Origin of the sequence: Corynebacterium sp. HMSC074E01 (assembly GCF_001808885.1) — a bacterium.
Classification (GTDB): Bacteria; Actinomycetota; Actinomycetes; order Mycobacteriales; family Mycobacteriaceae; genus Corynebacterium.
In genome coordinates this window covers 241148-257661 of record NZ_KV794821.1, presented here as the reverse complement: position 1 = coordinate 257661, position 16514 = coordinate 241148, and the positions used below count along the sequence as shown (strand labels likewise).

Annotated in this window: 10 protein-coding genes, 1 tRNA gene and 1 other RNA gene; 2 read left to right on the top strand and 10 right to left on the bottom strand. The window is 61.5% G+C overall.

Annotated elements, in window-relative coordinates; genetic code table 11:
• Nucleotides 1–53 precede the first annotated feature (53 nt).
• Nucleotides 54–152: signal recognition particle sRNA small type (gene ffs / locus HMPREF2537_RS02335), an RNA gene on the bottom strand.
• A 166-nt stretch (nucleotides 153–318) separates the two neighbouring features.
• Between ffs and HMPREF2537_RS02330 the strand changes: the two genes are divergently transcribed.
• A tRNA-Ser gene (locus tag HMPREF2537_RS02330) sits at nucleotides 319–407 on the top strand.
• A 264-nt stretch (nucleotides 408–671) separates the two neighbouring features.
• On the opposite strand, the gene HMPREF2537_RS02325 is transcribed toward HMPREF2537_RS02330, so the two are convergent.
• Together HMPREF2537_RS02325 and gluQRS are read right to left on the bottom strand one after the other, a co-directional pair.
• Entirely contained in the window at nucleotides 672–1007 is a 336-nt protein-coding gene (locus tag HMPREF2537_RS02325; protein WP_070525204.1) for a hypothetical protein, read from the bottom strand.
• A gap of 11 nt (nucleotides 1008–1018) precedes the next feature.
• A complete protein-coding gene (gluQRS, locus tag HMPREF2537_RS02320; RefSeq protein ID WP_070525275.1) occupies nucleotides 1019–1960 on the bottom strand; it encodes a tRNA glutamyl-Q(34) synthetase GluQRS in 942 nt (313 codons plus the stop codon).
• A 58-nt stretch (nucleotides 1961–2018) separates the two neighbouring features.
• On the opposite strand from gluQRS, the gene HMPREF2537_RS02315 reads away from it, so the two are divergent.
• Nucleotides 2019–3329, top strand: a complete 1311-nt coding sequence (locus HMPREF2537_RS02315; RefSeq protein ID WP_070525202.1) for a hypothetical protein — start codon at nucleotides 2019–2021, stop codon at nucleotides 3327–3329.
• A 25-nt stretch (nucleotides 3330–3354) separates the two neighbouring features.
• Here HMPREF2537_RS02315 and HMPREF2537_RS02310 read toward each other — a convergent pair whose 3' ends face one another.
• The 7 genes from HMPREF2537_RS02310 to HMPREF2537_RS02280 are packed head-to-tail and all read right to left on the bottom strand — an operon-like array spanning nucleotide 3355 to nucleotide 16459.
• Nucleotides 3355–3852, bottom strand: a complete 498-nt coding sequence (locus HMPREF2537_RS02310) for a hypothetical protein (RefSeq protein ID WP_070525200.1) — start codon at nucleotides 3850–3852, stop codon at nucleotides 3355–3357.
• Nucleotides 3849–4859 carry a TRAFAC clade GTPase domain-containing protein gene (locus HMPREF2537_RS02305; RefSeq protein ID WP_070525198.1) on the bottom strand — a complete coding sequence of 337 codons (1011 nt, stop codon included), beginning with the start codon at nucleotides 4857–4859 and terminating at the stop codon, nucleotides 3849–3851. The genes HMPREF2537_RS02310 and HMPREF2537_RS02305 overlap by 4 nt, the downstream gene beginning before the upstream one ends.
• Complete coding sequence (locus tag HMPREF2537_RS02300) at nucleotides 4859–5818, bottom strand: hypothetical protein (RefSeq protein ID WP_070525196.1); 960 nt, start codon at nucleotides 5816–5818, stop codon at nucleotides 4859–4861. Before HMPREF2537_RS02300 ends, HMPREF2537_RS02305 begins: the two co-directional genes overlap by 1 nt.
• An 18-nt stretch (nucleotides 5819–5836) precedes the next feature.
• On the bottom strand, nucleotides 5837–7540 hold the full coding sequence (locus tag HMPREF2537_RS02295) for a GAP1-N2 domain-containing protein (RefSeq protein ID WP_070525195.1): 1704 nt from the start codon (nucleotides 7538–7540) through the stop codon (nucleotides 5837–5839).
• A gap of 2 nt (nucleotides 7541–7542) precedes the next feature.
• Entirely contained in the window at nucleotides 7543–9933 is a 2391-nt protein-coding gene (locus tag HMPREF2537_RS02290) for a SaeA-related protein (RefSeq protein WP_070525194.1), read from the bottom strand.
• Between the two features lie 23 nt (nucleotides 9934–9956).
• A complete protein-coding gene (locus tag HMPREF2537_RS02285) occupies nucleotides 9957–12794 on the bottom strand; it encodes an AAA family ATPase (protein ID WP_070525193.1) in 2838 nt (945 codons plus the stop codon).
• Nucleotides 12794–16459: a tubulin-like doman-containing protein gene (locus tag HMPREF2537_RS02280; RefSeq protein ID WP_070525191.1), complete on the bottom strand. Its 3666-nt coding sequence runs from the start codon at nucleotides 16457–16459 to the stop codon at nucleotides 12794–12796. Before HMPREF2537_RS02280 ends, HMPREF2537_RS02285 begins: the two co-directional genes overlap by 1 nt.
• Nucleotides 16460–16514: the final 55 nt, after the last annotated feature.

The following is a 16514-nucleotide window of genomic DNA, read 5'->3' as shown; positions in this document are numbered from 1 at the left end:
CATATGGCAACCATACTAACGCCCCGTTACATCCCCCGTGTTAAAGCACACAAAATAAAAGGGGACCCCGCGCACCCGCCAGAGCCTCCTGACCCTTGCTGCATTCCTGCCCTGGGGGAGTTCAGAGGATGGACGCCACGCGGAATCCTGCGGTCTAGCCTAGCGTGCCTTGCTTGCCGACGCCAAACCGCTCCCCCACCACCCAGCTCCCACTCCGCCTCCAGGCGCACTTCTTACCTCGAGCACCTAAATGCTCAAGTTCTTTGCGCTGACCTGGCGATTTTGCTTCATTAGGGGGCTCATGTAATGTTTTCCAGCGGAGGATTCGACTAGCGGCCTATGTCACACGCCTGGAACGCGTGCGGGAGTCACATCCCTCAGGGGTTCAAATCCCCTATCCTCCGCCACTGGGAAATCCCGGTCTTCACAGCACCACGCTGAGAGGGCCGGGATTTTCCGCATTTGGACTTCGCAAGCTTGTGCATGCGGCGCGTTAGGCCCCGACCAAGGCTCCTTGGCTTAAGGGACATTTCGTGTGGATTTGCGGCTCCTTGAGCAAGGGGACCAAAGCAAAGGAACCATCTGTAGACCCAAATCCAGAAAACCCCAGGTGATTACATGCCTTACTTCGCATAAGGTTCCTATAGTTTGGTTCCTTTGCAGCGCGCCCCCTACTCGAACGCGGGAGCCTCGAAGCCATCTTCCTTGAGCCACTCCACGTGCGGCGGGGTGTTCATGCCCCATTCGGTGCGGGCAAGCAGGAAGGCCTCGTCCACCTCGGGCTCCGTGTAACCGCCATCGCGCAGGTACTGACGGAACCCGTTGGGCCCCGGTTCTTTGATCCACAGCCACACGTAGTCATCCAGGGTGCTATCGCCCAGAATGTCCTCCATGCCCGCCGGCAGCAGCTCGCGCCCGGCACGTACGCGCTCCTCCAGGTCCTCATCGAAGAAGTCGTAGAGATAATCCAGGCCCTCTTCCCGCTGGGCGTACTCATAGGCTTCCATGCTGCTCCGTTCTACACCGTTCCATCCCAGACGAAGGGCTCGCGTGAAAGCTTATCGGGACTAAAGCGCTGGAGCAGATCCTTTGCGCTTTTGAGCCCCTCGGCGTCATATCCCAGGGAGTGCGCGAGTAGGCGGATCACATCGCTTACCTCCCGCTCCGGCTCCGCGAGTAACTGGCGGAGAGTCACCGCCCCATCGCGCTTGGACAGGCGGACGTTGTTCGAATTCAGCACGAGCGGCACGTGGACGAACTCCGGCTCCGGATAGCCCAGTTGGTGCGCGAGGTGCGCCTGGCGCGGGGCCGAAGACAGCAAGTCATCGCCGCGCACGATCTGATCTACGCCTTGGAAGGCATCGTCGACAACAACCGCCAGGTTATAGGCCCAGTCCATGCCCTGGTTCGGGTCGGCCGGGGGCTGCCCGCCACGGCGCAGGATGAAGTCATCCACCTCCCCGGTGTACTCGCCCGCGAAGGCGTCGTGGATGGTGAAGGAGGAAACGTCGGCAAGCAAGCGTATGGCTGGCACGCGGTTCTGGGCGGCGAGTTCAGCGCGTTTGGCGGCCCGTTCATCGTCGCTAAGCGCACGGCACGTTCCCGGATACTGCCCGGGGATGGCATGCGGGGCGCGGGAGGCTTCCTGGATATCTTTGCGCGAACAATAACACTCGTAGGTAGGAAGCTGCGCCAGCGCCGCCTCATAAGCCGCGTAGCGATCCTGCTGGTAAATGACCTCCCCATCCCAGTCCAAGCCAAGCGCGGCAAGGTCCTCTAACTGACGCTGCGCCGACTCCCGGGAGGAGCGCTGCGTGTCAATATCCTCCACGCGCACAAGGAAGCGGCGCCCGCTGCTTCGGGCGTAGAGCCAAGCCAGCAACGCTGTGCGCAGGTTACCCAGGTGAAGATCGCCGGACGGGCTCGGGGCATAGCGCCCGGCGGGGCTGAGAGAATCCATGCCCACGAGTCTACGAGGAGGCCCGCGCGCGTCGGAGTCCTCTACTAGAATCTCCCCCATGGCTTCTGACGCGACGTATCCCCTGCTTGATTCTGCCGACGCCGAGCGCATGCTCGCCTATGCGCGTGCCCAGGCGCCGGGGCTTTCTCTTCCCACCGATGAATCCGCCCACATTGATGAGCAGATCAACCGAGTACTCGCAGATGACAGGTTCCTGGGAAGCGTGGAGGACGCCCTCCCCGCCGCCCAATACTTGGAGGCCCGCGAAACCCTTCGCGTGGCTGCCGGCACCATCGAGAACATCGACGATTCTCTCACCATTGCCTCACTAGGCGCGCTGACCGGACAGCCCGCGCTCGTGGCTACCGGCTATACCCGCGTGGCCCGCGCCTGGTTGGATAACAACAACACTGAAGAAGCAGAAAAATTTGCGGCCAAGGCAGCTGCAGCTGGCGACGACACGGCGTTGAATGAGATTTCCGCAGCGCGCACCGCGGCCAGCCAGAAAGACTTCTCCGAATCCGCTCCCGCCAGCGCGGAGGTGTCCTCCGGATCCGCAAGCAACACATCGCTGGCCGAGCTACAAGAGCGCCTAGAATCCGCCAAGAGCGGTGATGCGAAGACACACGCTGCTGAGTTCGTGGCTATCAACGACGCCGTCACCGGAGGAGATTTCGACGGCGCAGGGGCCACGATGGGTGACATCCTCCGCACCATCCTCGAATCCGCCGTGGGCGCGCTTTGGGCATCTAATTCTGCCGCCGACTGCGAGCGCGTGGCTACGCAATCTTTCACCATCCTCTCCAACGCACGCGCGGACGAGGAGTACCAGCAGCTCCCCGCAGTGATGCTGGCCCGCTTCTATAGCGATGCTGCACAGCACTCTTCTTCAGACTTGGAGCAGCGGGTGGCCTGCTTTGCCGCTGCTGCCCGCGAGTTCCAACGCTGCGGAGACCTCGATGGCGAACTCCATGCTTTGCTCAAGACCGTGGCCCTCGATATTCGCCACAGCGATCCAGAGGAGGCCTATGACATCCTGGCCTCGCGCTACGTGGATTCGCTGAAGCTCGAGAGTCTTCCCGTATCTGCCAAGTGGACCGTCCTGTATTCCGAAAGCCTCCGCGTGCAGGCGCAGGACATGTTTAAATCCACCCAGGTTTTGCTCGACTTCTTGGACCGGCACCCTGTCTCCGAAGCGACGACGCCGTCGGAGCACAACGCCATGGCGGAGGTCGCCGAGCTTTTAGGTGATCGCTACTCTTCCGCCGACGCAGCAGACCGCGCGCGCAAGATGTACCACATTGCGTTCAACCTCTTTGCCGCGGCCAACAATGTCCGCGCGCTCGAGGAGCTGCGCAAGAAGGCCTAAGCCCCGCTATGCACGGGGCCTAGCCTTATCGCGCTTGGCCGCCGAACCACTGCCGGTTCGCCGGCAGCCACAGCAGCACAATGACCACCGCCGATGCAATGGACGCGGGCATGACCGAACTCGCCGGAATGAGCAGCACCACGATGGCGCTGATAACGGTCAGCGCAATCCGCGCGGACTGCTGCGCGTGCAGCACATAGGTGGTGAGGGCGCACACCAAGAGAACCAGTACGGCGAGTAACACGCCTAGCTCGGTGGAGAGCTGGTCCGTGCGGCTTACCGCCGCCGGGCTGTTTTCAAAGGCGATGAGCCGGCAGATGTTATATACCGCGTAGCTCGTGATGAAGACCTCCAGTACCGCTGCAATCTTCAGCGGCCACGGTGCCCATTGCGCCTTCATATCAGCTGCGCGGCGGGTCTGACGGACCGATTCGGTGACTTCGCCGTAGCGATAGTCCGGCGCGGGTGCGGCAGGCGAGCCCGGTTGCGGGGTTCCTGGTGGTTGTGGGCTACCGAAGGTCATGACACATCCTGCGCAAAGACACCGCGGCGGCTCAGCAGCCAGCGGATGGGATCCAGAACGCGGTAGGGCGCAATGCCGCTGCGCGCTAGCTGGCGACCCGTCGGGGCCTCCCCCAACGCGGAGACCACGAAGAAGCTACCGTCGCGCGGTGCTGCCGAGTAGAGCTTGTTGATGAGGTCATTAGCACCCAAGAAGCGCAAGAGCGATTCGGCTTCAAGGTGGACCATCCAACGGTCCGAATCGCGGAAGTTCCATCCGGTATCCCTACGGAAAGCGGAGCCGCGGTTGGCCATGAGCTTCTTCCAGCGCACGTCATCCACCTGCTCAAGTTTCTGCACCGTGTCGAACTTCGAGATGGTCACGGCCAGCGGCGGCGGAGTATCCGTATCGAGCAGCGCCAGCAGGTTGTCCAGAACCCGCAAGGAATCCGCACCGAGCTCACCAATATTGGGAATCAGGCCGTGGATAAAGTCCTGAATCTGCTGCACACGCAGCGGGTCAAAGAGGAAAATCACCAAATCCGCGTGGGAGAAGAACGCGAGGTTCTCACGGTCGGCTTCGCTCTCCGGAGGATTCTCCAAGTCCTCACCCGCCACGTCACGGAAGACCAAGTAATTCATGCGCTCGTGTCCCTGCTCATCAGGCCACTTGCCGAGCTCAAAAATCAGCGGGTCGCGCTGGTAGGCGTCTGTAGCCACCGCACTTGGAGTGGGGTCCATGGCACGCATCTCCTCAAAGAGCGGCTTCTCATAGACCTCGGCGTAACGCTCGCGCGTGGATTCATCCGCCGCTTGGACGGAGCGGTTGTGCTTGTGCGCCAGCTGCTTGAGCTGCTTGATCATCACCGCGGTGTAGAGCGACTTACCGGAGTTACGCGCACCGGCCATGGCCACGCAATGTGTCACGGCGTCGGTCCATCCCTGCGGCAGCTCCCGGTTGGTGTACGGGCTCACCGTCACACCATCCTCGAGCGGTTTAAAGGTCCACGGGCAACGTGCCTGGCTCATTAGTTCCTCTCTTTCAGCATGGCGGTGACGCGATCAGTCAGTTCCGAAAGCTCAGTGTTGGCGCCGGATTCGAGCTGCTTGACGACGTCCTCGTCGATCACCGCATAGGCCACATGAGCCGGGGTTCCGTTGATGCGCGCGAGCTCCAGTTCCTGACGGCCGATGGCGCTCGTGATGAGCACGACGGTGGGGACTTGGGTCTCCAGCATGGAGGCCACGGGAGAGTCGGTGACGTAGATGACCAGCGAGGACGTGGAGGTGAGAGTCGGCAAGCGCCACGGCCGCTGGCCTACGCGCTCCGCTCCACTATCAATCACACCCGCGATGAAACGGGTCAGCTCATCCACCTTATGGGTCTCGATGCTGTCCTGCCCGTCAGTGGCGCGGAAGTGCCGGAAAGCATCAGAGAGCGCATCGATGTATTTGGCGGTCGCCTCGACGATCTTCGGTGTGACATTGACCTGCATGGAGGCGGAGCCATCGACGACCACGGTGACATTATCGAGGCCTGCGACATCCAGCTCCGCGCGGCGCATCTTGGAGCGCACCTCACGGGCTGAATCTGTAATTCCCGCGCCTTCAGTCGTGCCGAATGCTTCCAAGCGGTAGCTGCCGGATTCCGGGGTGACCTCGGCGAGGCGTTCGGCGGAGTCCTCGGCGGCGTCGATAAGCACGCGCGGGAACGTCACCGAATCACTCGCGTTGCTCACCGTCAGGCGCACTTCGCTGCGCAGTCCGAAGGTTCCGCCCCGCTTGGGGCGAACGACGATGGTGGCGCGCTCAGGCAGAGAGTGCACCATGATGGAGAGGTCGTGGACGCGCACGGCATCAACACCTTCTCCCAAAATCGCCAGCTCCATGGAGGCGCCGCCGGTTCCCATCTCGAAGGCTTCGACGCGCAGGATGCCGTCTGAGCCGATGCGGCGGGACTCTCCGTCCCGCAGTGTGTATTTAGCCATGACGCTTCTTTCCTTCTCTTACCTTCCAGGGAATCCCGTGTTTTGACCGTGACCGGGAGCTGCTCCCCGGTGTTGCCATGCTGTGTTCGGTTCAAAATGCGATGGACCCGGTCGTTGCTGCATAGGAGCTGAGCGCTCCGCCAGCAACTGTGTCGTGCCATCCAGCAACATGGCGACGCGCCCCGTGGCATAGCGCTCGCAACGATCCAGTGCGATGATTCCCGCAAAGTGCGTAGCGGTGAGGTATCCGATGTGCTCGAGCTCGCGGTTCTCCCAGGGCTGCAGGGCATCCTCTGCCAAGAGGTTGAAATCCCGCGGGAAGTAGAAGACCCAGGAAGCAACAATCGCGGACATCAGCAGCTTGTCCAGACCCTCACCCAGTGAGGATTTGTCGAGGTAGGCCAACTGGATTGAGCGACCACGGTTGACGTCTAGGTGCTCGATCCACCAGCGCGGATCGAAATCCTTGAGTCTATGCCACTCCTCGGCGCTGAGCCCAGGAACGTAGGCGTTGCCGCCCGATGCCATTGCCGGCGCGGTGTCTGCACCAGCAGACGGGGCGGCCTCCGCCTTCGTGGCAAAGGGGTTCTCCTGCGACGTGCTCAACTCAGGCGCATCGAGGGGATTCGACGGAATACCCGCAGGGCCAGTGCCCGAGAGTGCGAAAGGTGAGGAGTCTGAAATAGGCGCTCCGAAATCAGCTGGGTCCTGACCCCAGGAATCATCAAAGCTTTGGAAGCTTTGCGCGTCTCGCTGTGCAGGTTCGCTACCGGTTGCAGCGTTCTCCTCTGCTGTGGGTGTCGAAACAGTGCGCTGCTCGGCCTGCCCTTGCTGTAGCTCTGGAGCCGCAGACTCAGCTTCTTCCGTGGCACTTGCTTCATAGGAGCTGACGTCTGGAAGGGCCTCATCGAGAGCGAACACGACTGGATTACCGGGGATCGCCGTCTCCGCGAGACGCTGCTTCTCGCTCGGCGGCACCACGAGCATGGTGGAGGTGCTCAGCGGGAATTCATTGATGGCGGCGGCCTTTTCGAAAGTAGAGAAGCCGAAACCATCCTCCCCCACCTCGCGGGCGGTGGCAGCAATCCACAGCGCTGCCTGGTTATCCGGGGCCACGAGAATGACTAGGCCGTTGCGGGAATTCAACACCGTGGCCATGGCAGAAACCAGCGCACGGTTGAAGCTCGGATTCGGGTTCGGGGTTACCGCCTTGAACGGTGCGGGAAGCTTCTCTGGGTAGCGGAACTCGCCATCCAGAAACTCTTCTAGCAACACGTCCGAGTGCAACGGTCCGCGCGCTGAGATCTTTTCCGGAATCTGTACCTTGTCCACCTCGTAGATGGAAAAAGGCGCTGGGACGTCAGGAGAAAACAGAACCGTCGCCGGTGTCGGCGGGGTTCCCGTGCGCGAAATCGACGTGTAGGTGAAGACGTTGCCTCCGCGGCCGGTCGCATCCAAGCCCGCGGGGACAGACACCATGGTGACCCACTTTTCCGCCTCAGGGGTGAGCGCAAAGACCGCGGTACGACGAACCAGTTCCGCGCGCTGCTGGGCAGAGGGGAAATCCGGGATCGTCGTGCCGTTATTGAGAGAGGTCGGTACGAAGGACACGAGCTCAGCCAGCTCTTCCTGGGTGATATCACCGGCCTTCTGACCTACTCCCCAGCCACCGGCGCGGCCATTGGCACGGGAAAATGATGCATAGCTAAAGGCGCCGCCCATAACTACTGGCCTCCTTGGAAGTACTGATCCTGCGAATAATCCTGCCCGTAGTTCTGCTGCTCGTAGTTCTGCTGCTCATACTGCGCCTCATAGTTAGGAGCCTGATTCTGCACGGGTGGGTACAGCCCCAGCCTGTAGGACACATCGCCTTCCACCACCACGGCTTTATCCGATGCGCTCAGCGTCGAGGAAGCATCGCTATAGCTCTCCGCGAAGCCACTGAAGGCATCATCACCGCCGAAGCTGTCGAACGAGGTATCAACCTGGCTATCAAAGCCCTCGACGGCGAACAGGCGGATGAAGCCACCGCGCTGAATGCGCTCCCCGAGCGACACCGTGAAATCTGGGTGCTGCCCGCGCATCGGGCCCAAGCCATGAGCCACGTGCGTGGTGCTCTGCAGGTTGGTCTCCACAATGCCGAGTGCCTCGCCGTCTTCGGGGAAGAGCGGCAGGCGGTCAGCACGGTAGACCACCTGGCAGGAGAACTGGCGCTTATCGCCGTTGCCCAAACTCCAGAGGAACACCCTGACTTGGCCTTGGGAGTTATCGACCTCAAAGTCATAGGTCACTGGGCGCAGACCCTCGTACTGGATCACGCGCTCGTTGCCCTCGGTGCGCTTGCCCGCGAAGACCGCGTAAGGCTTCAGCCGCACGGTATCGCCGTGCTGATCGAGGTGCAGGCGGATGCCTCCCTGGAGGTCGTAGTCCTCTTCGCGGATCTGATCGTGCTCGCGGTTGGTGGAGTACTCCACCGCCGTCGCGCCCTTCGGCCAATCGAAGGTGATGAGCTGGCTGTCCACGCGCTCAATGAGCCGGAACTGGTCATCCTCAATAGACTGCACGCGCTGCAGCACCTTGGATTCGCCCACCCAGGCATCAGCATCGTTGAAGTTCACTGGGGTGATGTACACCTCGTACCAATCTGGCGGCCACGGCACCGTGGTGGTTTGGAAGGAACCCGGTTCGGACACACCGCGGGTCTCACTGATAGCACTCGACAGCGCGCTTTCGACGTAGGTCTTCGGCACTGCGGACGTGCGCAGGTCCGCCTGCGGAGCGGTGGGCGTGAGATAAATCTTTACCTCGCCGGTCTTGGGCGAGTACCAATCCACCTCAATGGTGTCCTGCCCGTATTCACTGCGGCGCTCACAACGGGAGAGCTCCAGCTTCTCCAGCTCGCTGGCGAGCTTCACGGAGCGCTGGACTGCGACTTCGTCTTGGCTTTGCTCAGTAGCGCCGTGGAACTCCGCCTGGCCCAGCAGAGAGATGACGACGGTCTGTCCGGTCTCTTGCACCGGAATAGTCGCTTTGCGCCCGCTGCTGTCCACGTCTTGTTCGAAGCGCGGGGACAGCTTTTCCTTCTCGCTATCGCGGCAGGCATAAACCATGGCGCTCGAGTGTCCCGGCAGCAGGTCCCAGGACACCTGGATGGCTCCCTTGATAGTGGACACCTGAACATTCACCGGCGGGAAGACCACGCCCGTGTCTCCCATGAATACCGGCTGGCTGTTGACGAGCTCGCGAAGGTTGCGGCCCTTATAAGCCCATACCGCGTAGTGGCGCAAGCCTGTCTCGCCCGGCTCGTGTTCGCGGTACGCGGTTCCCTTGGTGTAGACGAGGGTGTCACCGGCATCCGGGGACGCCACCATCTCTGCGTCATCGGCGACGACTCGGTAGAACACCACCTCATCCGGTGCGTGCTCCAGCTCCGGCCACCACAGGCGCACCGGATGGCGCTGATCAGAATCCTCCGGCTCCGGTTCTGGTTCTATGCCGTATCCAGGCTCTTCTTGAGATTCCTGCTCCAGCGCCGCCTCTTGTGGCACCTCAACTTCAAAGTCGATGCCAGGGGCTTCCCAGTTCGGGTCCTGGCGGAACTGGTACTCCGCCTTAATCCCAAAGTCTGGGATTTTGATGTAATCATCTTCGTTGACCTGAGTCTTTTGCTCTTCCTCAGCCTGCAGTGCCTCCCACTCGGCGAAGAAATCGTGCGGCTGTGCCGCTGCTGGCACCGGTTGGGGTTGAGCCGCAGAGCCTGCCTGCGCTACACCGCCGGCTGCAGCGGCACGCTGTGCTTGCTCGCGTTGGCGAGCCTGCGCTTCAGCTTGTGCGGCGCGCTCGCGTTCTGCGCGCTCCTGTGCCGCCCTCTCTTGTGCCGCGCGTTCCTGCTCGGCACGTTCTTGGTCCACCACAGCATTGCGCGCCTGCGCGCTCATCTCCGGATACTCCACCGCTTCGCCGTTATACGCGGCGGCGATCTGCTCGGCGAACTGCCTAAACGGCGCTGATACAGCCGCGCGCACATCGTCGGCGTTTACGCGCTTGAGCTGGTGCAGGGACTTAAGCTCACTCAGCGGCACATCCGCAATCGAAGGTTTCTGGTTGTGTGTCATCAACGTTCCTTAAGAAGGTCTCGTCAGAAAGTTTCGTCGAGGTCTGAGAGGTCCGGTGCTTCCGGCTGGCCAAACGTCGGCGGCATGGTCGGGGCTTCGCTGGTGCTCTGCCCCGGCGACTTAAAGCCCATGTGGTCCATGTCATCCAGATCATCCAGAGAGAAGTCCGAGGAATCCTTAAAGGACGGAGCACCAGACGCCGCATCCGGGATCAAGTACTTGAAATCAGTGATCTTTCCGTACTGCACCACCGTCACAGAACGTGAGAGCTGACTGGTCAGTGCGGTCTGGCTGTCCACCTCCACGATGCGGGTGCGGGAGCCGTCGATTTCGGTATATCCTTCAGCGCCACCCGCGTTGGTCAGCGCATTGGGGCTAAAGGCCTGAAGAGCGCCCTTTTCCTGGTTCATGCCGTCGAGGAACTCGGCGGTACTCTGAACGCGGCTGCCGCCTTCCTCACGGAAGGTCACGCGGCTGAGGTATTGCTGCAGGCTGCGGGCCATGCGGGGATCCGTAATAACCTTCTGCCATTCCTGTTGCTTGAGGTCGCGGTCCTGCATATAAGGGTGGTCAAGGCTGCGCGATAGGTTATCCAACGCAGTGCTGGAACCGAGGCCAGCCATGCCCCACATCTCATTGAGTGCCACTGCCGAGTGGCCAGTGCGGTTGCGCTCAAAGGTGTCATTCATGTCATCGAGCAGGGACTTGAGCGAGCGGTGCGCCCACTCCGTCTGGAAGATGTGGGAGCGGATTTCATCCGTCATGCGCACGGCATCATCGCGGTTGAGCACGGCCTGGGCAATGCGAGCGTTCTCCGGAAGACCCGACTGCGGTGTCCGCAGATGATCGCTCGACGTCTCCTTGCGGCCAAAGGGCGCGTAGATAGCGCGGCCCAGCAATGCCGACCAGCTCAAGAACTGGTTATAGGCATTGGAGATACGCGAGATTTCTGCCGAGGCCGTCGCCAGATTCTGCGCGGCGATCTCTTGGTTGCGGTTCAACAGCTTGCGGCGCTGCACGTAGTCAAAGATCTCGCGCTGGGCCTTGGTAAAGACCGCCCAAGAACACACGAGGAAAAGAAGAACAGCCAGGATAATACCCACGACGTACCACGGCCAGTCGAACCACTGCAGGTACTCACCCAACGGCAAGTCCGCGTTGTAGCGGCCGGCCACCATGTAGGTCATCAGAGCAAGCACCACGAAGAGCACGATCCACATCGTGCGCAGCTTCCGGGTCAGCGCTTTGTTCTCCGCATTGAAGTCACGCGCTTGGAAGCTGTTGGCCAACTCTTGCAGTTCGCGTGCCTTGGCGTGCGCGTCGCGGTACTTCTGCTGGGCGTGCCCCAGCTTCTCCCAGAGGCCCTGGCCCACCTTCCACGCGAAAGTGGTGCTGTTCTTTGCTCGCCACGAAGCAAACTCGTGCTTCTTGCGGCTGACTGCTTCATTGCGGGTCTGCTGGCTGGTGTACTCAATATCGGCAGCGAAGCGCTCGGCACCCACCGGATCGAAAGGCGCAACGGTTGCCTGGGACTCGTGCGTATAGCCCAACGTGCTGGTCATGAGCGGATGGAAGCCCTCGAAAGAAGCGCTGACATCCTGCACGGACTGGCCACCGTATTGCACGATGTACATGTTGCCCTGGTTATTGCGCAGGCCCTTGGTGTCGATGCTGTCGCGCCAGGATCCGTCGACAAGCCCGAGCGCATAATCGTGATAGGCCTCCCACGTGCGCGAGAGCTGCGGCTCCTGGCCCAAGGAGAACTGTTGCTCGCGGGCGACCCGCATGGTGTGCTCACTGGCTTGGCGCAGCTCGTCGACGCTCGTCGCGCCGCTGCCCTTGCCGGAGTGCCCGGCCAAGACGACCTCCACGCTGGAGTCCGCACCGTAGAGCATCTTCTGCAGGAAGGTAGCCGCGTTCTTGTTCATTGCGCCGCGCTGGCCCTCGACCCAATCTTGCGGCTTGCCCACCACGGTGGACCAGTACAAACGCAAGTTATCCTTCAGCGCCGCCCAGCCGCTGACCTTGTGGGACTGCAGCTCCTCATAGGCGGTCGGAGCGCTCACCAACGGGGAAATCTCCTGGTTGATGAACATCTGGGCGCACTGATCCGTCAGTTGCTCCGGATTGGCGAAGTGCACGGCGCGGGAAATGTTATTGACCTGCGGCTGCGGTAAGCGCTGGCCGGGATCGAAGACGGCCTTCCTGACCTTGTCCTCGATATCACCGGCATCGATGGTGCGGTGGAAGGCGCGCACCAAACGGAAGCGCTGCCGGTCACCGGTCTCAATGACGCGATGCGTATCCGGATCCAGCACTGCCGGCTCGGGCATGCCGCGCCACAGACCGAAGATGCTGGCTACGGCTGGGGCCGCAAACTGTGCAAGCTCGAAGCCATCTGCGGTGCGCTTGATGGGGCGAATACGCGAAGAAGCCGGGGTTCCACCCTCCTCCGGGGAGAGCACGAGGTTGCTCCAGCCCTGCAGCGGAGCGATGTCCACGCTCTCACGTGGCAGGGCGGAGAGCAGCAAACGCACGCGCAGGTTGGAGGCTTGAATCAGGCGCTGATCGACGGCCCCGACCCACTCCGTGAGCTTGGCGACGTCCTGCGGTTGTTCCGCATCCATCGGGTCAATGGTGGCGAGGAGGACGTCCCCGCTGAAGCTGCGGAGGGCATCGTCGAGCGTCGACAAGCGCGCCGTGCCCTCCTCCGTGAAGGAGCGCACAACAGCCCCGTTGGTGGGGTGGGCATAGTCAATCCAGAGGAAGTCCTGCAGGAGGCCAACCGCACGCAAATCGCTAAGTCGCGAACGGATGTCATCCGCGGTGGCGCCGTGTCCGAAAAAGATTACGTTCGTCATTAGAAGGTGTCATCCAGGTCGTTGAGGTTGAATTCCGGTGCGACGTCCTGGCCAAAGCCGGAATCGGAGCTGCGCACCTGCGGGGCAGGCTGGGCGACGGGATTTTCCGCCACAGTCTTAGCCTGGTTCAGGTAGTTGCGGATAACCGGAACTACCTCGATGACGTCCAGCGCCAAGTCACGGTAGTACGGCGTGTGCGATGCGACCTCGCGGGAGCGTACCTCCGCAAAGGGCTTTTCCTTACGTCCCTGTCCCGGCAAAGAGTTGGTGTGGCCCGGCACAAAGTGATCTGCACCGCGGGTGAACTTATCCAGCTCCTCCACGAAGGATTCGTAGCGGTCCTGGATGGAGGTACCCATGACTCCACGGTTCGGAGCTTCACCGGATGCCAAGAACTGCGCGAGGCGGTGAACCACCGGGTGCGTGGACGCACCGGAGTGGGCGAAGTCCAGGCCGTCGTCGAAAAGCCCACGCAACAGCTGGTACGGGTAGAGCGAGGAAGCGAATCCGTAGCGCCCGGTTTCCTGCACCTTCGCGTAGGCGATGAAGATGGACTCCAGAACCGAAGGCATCCAATCGGACTTCTTGATCATGCGGCGCGGCGAGATAAGCAGCGGATCCGGGAAATCAACCCAGCCATTCACGCCACCATCCGTGTCATCAAAAATGTGGGCTGCTGCATTGGCTGCATCGGCGTTGGAAATGTAGACGCGGCCGGTGATGCGTCCGATGATCCAGCCTGCCACCATGGCCTGGCGCTCCGTCTTCGTCAGCGGCAGGGCTGCCGACAGCGGGCGGGTGCGGCGCTCCGACCACCAGGAACCGTCGAAATTGTCCTGCTTCTCGATGTCTTTGGCGATGTAATTAAACATCGAAGAGAAGACGATCGGCGAGTAGTTGGGGTAGGAACCGAAGATCTCGATGTGCTGGACATGGTCCGACATGTTCAGCGAGTTGCGCAGAGCCACCGTGGAAGGCCCGTCAATCTCCGGGCGGCTGAGCACCGACTCCAGCTGGGAGGCAATGCCAGTTTCTGCAGAGCCGAGCTCCGCAAACGGGATATCGGAGAAGGAGTAGGTGTACTGCACGGACTTGCCGTGAATGCGCTGCACCATGTCATCGTTAACAGCGGCCAACGGGCGGGCATAGCTCAGGGCCAGCTGGAAAGCCTCGATAAAGCGGCGCTGGCGCTCTGCGTGCTCGACCTCGTTGATGTCCGGGGTAAGAGTGAGGTAGCGGCGCAGATCCACCGAGTTGAACTTTTGGAACTCATAGTCACGGCGGTTAATCCACTGGCGCGAACGCTCCAGAAGATCAGTCGGGCGGATCTTGGCGTGGTAGTGCGCGCGCTGGGATTCGCGGGATTCACCGGTTTGCGGATGGCGCGAGAGGTGCTTGGATACCCAACCAGCCCGGTTGGAGTAGTCATCGTTGGTGCGCTTCTGCGGGGCTAGGGTGTCATTCGGTGCCTGGGCCGCATCGAGCGATTCCCATTCACCGCGGATGACCGCACGCACCGCAAAGGGATAAGCCTGCTCGTAGTTGGTGGCATCCGAGGTGGACTGCTGGCCCTGGATGGTACGCAGCATCTGGTCACGGTAATCCGAGATGAAGGTATTGACGTCCGTCAGCATAATCTCGTTCTCGGCACCCTTGAAGCGGGTTTCCACGACTTCATCGAGCTCCGTCGGCCACGAATTAACTTCGTCAGTGCGGACGTCCGCCAGCTTGTTGGTCTCCGGGCGCTTCGACACGGCCTTCTCCAGCACCGCGTGGGCATCCCCCAGCTCGCGCTTGAGATGGAAGAGGTTCTCATCGGCGTAGTCCTGCAGGACACTCTTGAGCAGGTGCGCAATCGCCATGAGCGCGTAGCTGTAGAACTGGTTGAAGTACAGGCCCATCAATGCGTTGACCGTAGGAGTCGGGTCCGTCATCTGGCCCTTGCCGGTCAACGGGCTAAGAATAGGATCCGCGCCTTCCGGCTTCGCCAGCACGCGGGTGTTTTGGTAGTAGCCGGAGTACTCAGACAGGCGCGGCAGGAGGCGGTCGGAGTTGGTGAGCACATCCGTGATCTTGGAGAGCATCTCGCGCACATAGGGCACACCCACCGCAGCCAGCTCCGACTCCACGGTGGCGAGGACACCATCGCTGAAGAAGTTGGCGTAGCGGTAAACAATGTCATAGGCGGCATTGTTCAGAACCGATGCGATGGCCTGCTCATTGCGAGGATCTGCCATGTTGCCCTCAAACTCTTCACGCCATTCGTTGACGTTGCGACCCTGGCCCACCGGAATAAAGTTCTGCAGGTGCTTCGCAGCGCTGTCCGCAGCCTGCTGGGCCTGACCGCCGAACACGCTGTTGAGCCAGTTCCAGACGCTGCCGCTATCGATTTGTCCGCCCTGCGCCCAGGAAGGATCAAGAGTCATAGAGCTAAAGGCGTTGGGCAGACGCTCCTCTAGCTTCTTAGCAATCTGCATCTCACCGGCCTCGGGGTTCTGCGGGTCGAGGTGCCCGTTGAAGAGGCGCTCGAAGGCGCTGCGGGCAAGGCGCTGGGACGAGTATTCGGCAAAACGGTCGCGGCCCATCGAAACCTGGGCATAGCCCAGCGAGCCCCACGGTAGACGGCCCCACGGCGTGCCGTCTGGGCGATCCCAGCCGAAGAAGCGGCGGCCGCCGTCACCGGCCGGGGTGTTAGTCAGCGCGTAGGACACGAGGTTATCGCTGGCCTTGGTGGAAGCCATCAGCCCCGCCAACGCACGGCCCAGGCCGCGGTAGATGGACATGGCGGAACCATCGCCGAAGCGAGCGCTGGTAGTACCCATCTTGGAACCGATGGGGAAAATACGGCCGAAGGTTTGCCCCTCCGGCGGGGTGCCCATGTCGAAGGCCTCGAAGATAGCGCGGTCATGCTCATAGGCGTTGCCCATCTGCGCGGCGACGACCTCACCGAACATAGCCAGCGAGTTCGGCCACGCGCCGGCCATGTCATCCGCCTTGTTATCGGCGAAGATTTCCGGGGTGTACATGAAGATGAGGGTGCCCTGCGGGTTCACGTTCGGAATAGTGGTGAGCACACGGCACACATCCAAGAACATCGAGGCACCCGCGCCACCCGCCATAGATGAGACAACGAGAACAACCGGCTGGGAATCACCGGTATCGGTGTCCAACTTGGTCTGCTTGTAGTTGAGGCGGTTGAGCTCCTGGATTGCCTCCTGCGTGAACATCTCATCCACCGCTTCCTTGAGCGACTGGCGGATCTTCTTGAGATTCGGAAGGGTCAGCATGCGGCCAATTGCGCGGTACTGGCCGGCGCCGTCAGCCAGCTTCACGTCGTTGGTGGAGGGGTTGCGGGTGGCCCACGTTGCGATCTCACCGAGCTTGCCGGCACGGCCCAGGATGCTGGACACGCCCTCATCGAAGGTGTTGTAGTTCTGGCGGGCACCAATGCCTACGTAGTGGCCGCCGTTCTGGGTAACATTCGGCAGCTTCTGCGGGCCCGCTTCCTCTTCGAGCGGCACATCGATGTTGACGAACTGCCAGGCCTTGGGCAACTCGGTCATATCCGGGTCAATGCTTCGCAGCTCGGCCTTGAGCTGGTCCATCATGAACGCCAGCGTCTTGGCGCCGGAGCCACCGCAACCGACGACGAGGAACTTCTTCATCTTTAACTACCTTTCGAAGGGGAGGTTCGCTTCTGTGCTGTTTATGGCTGTTGTG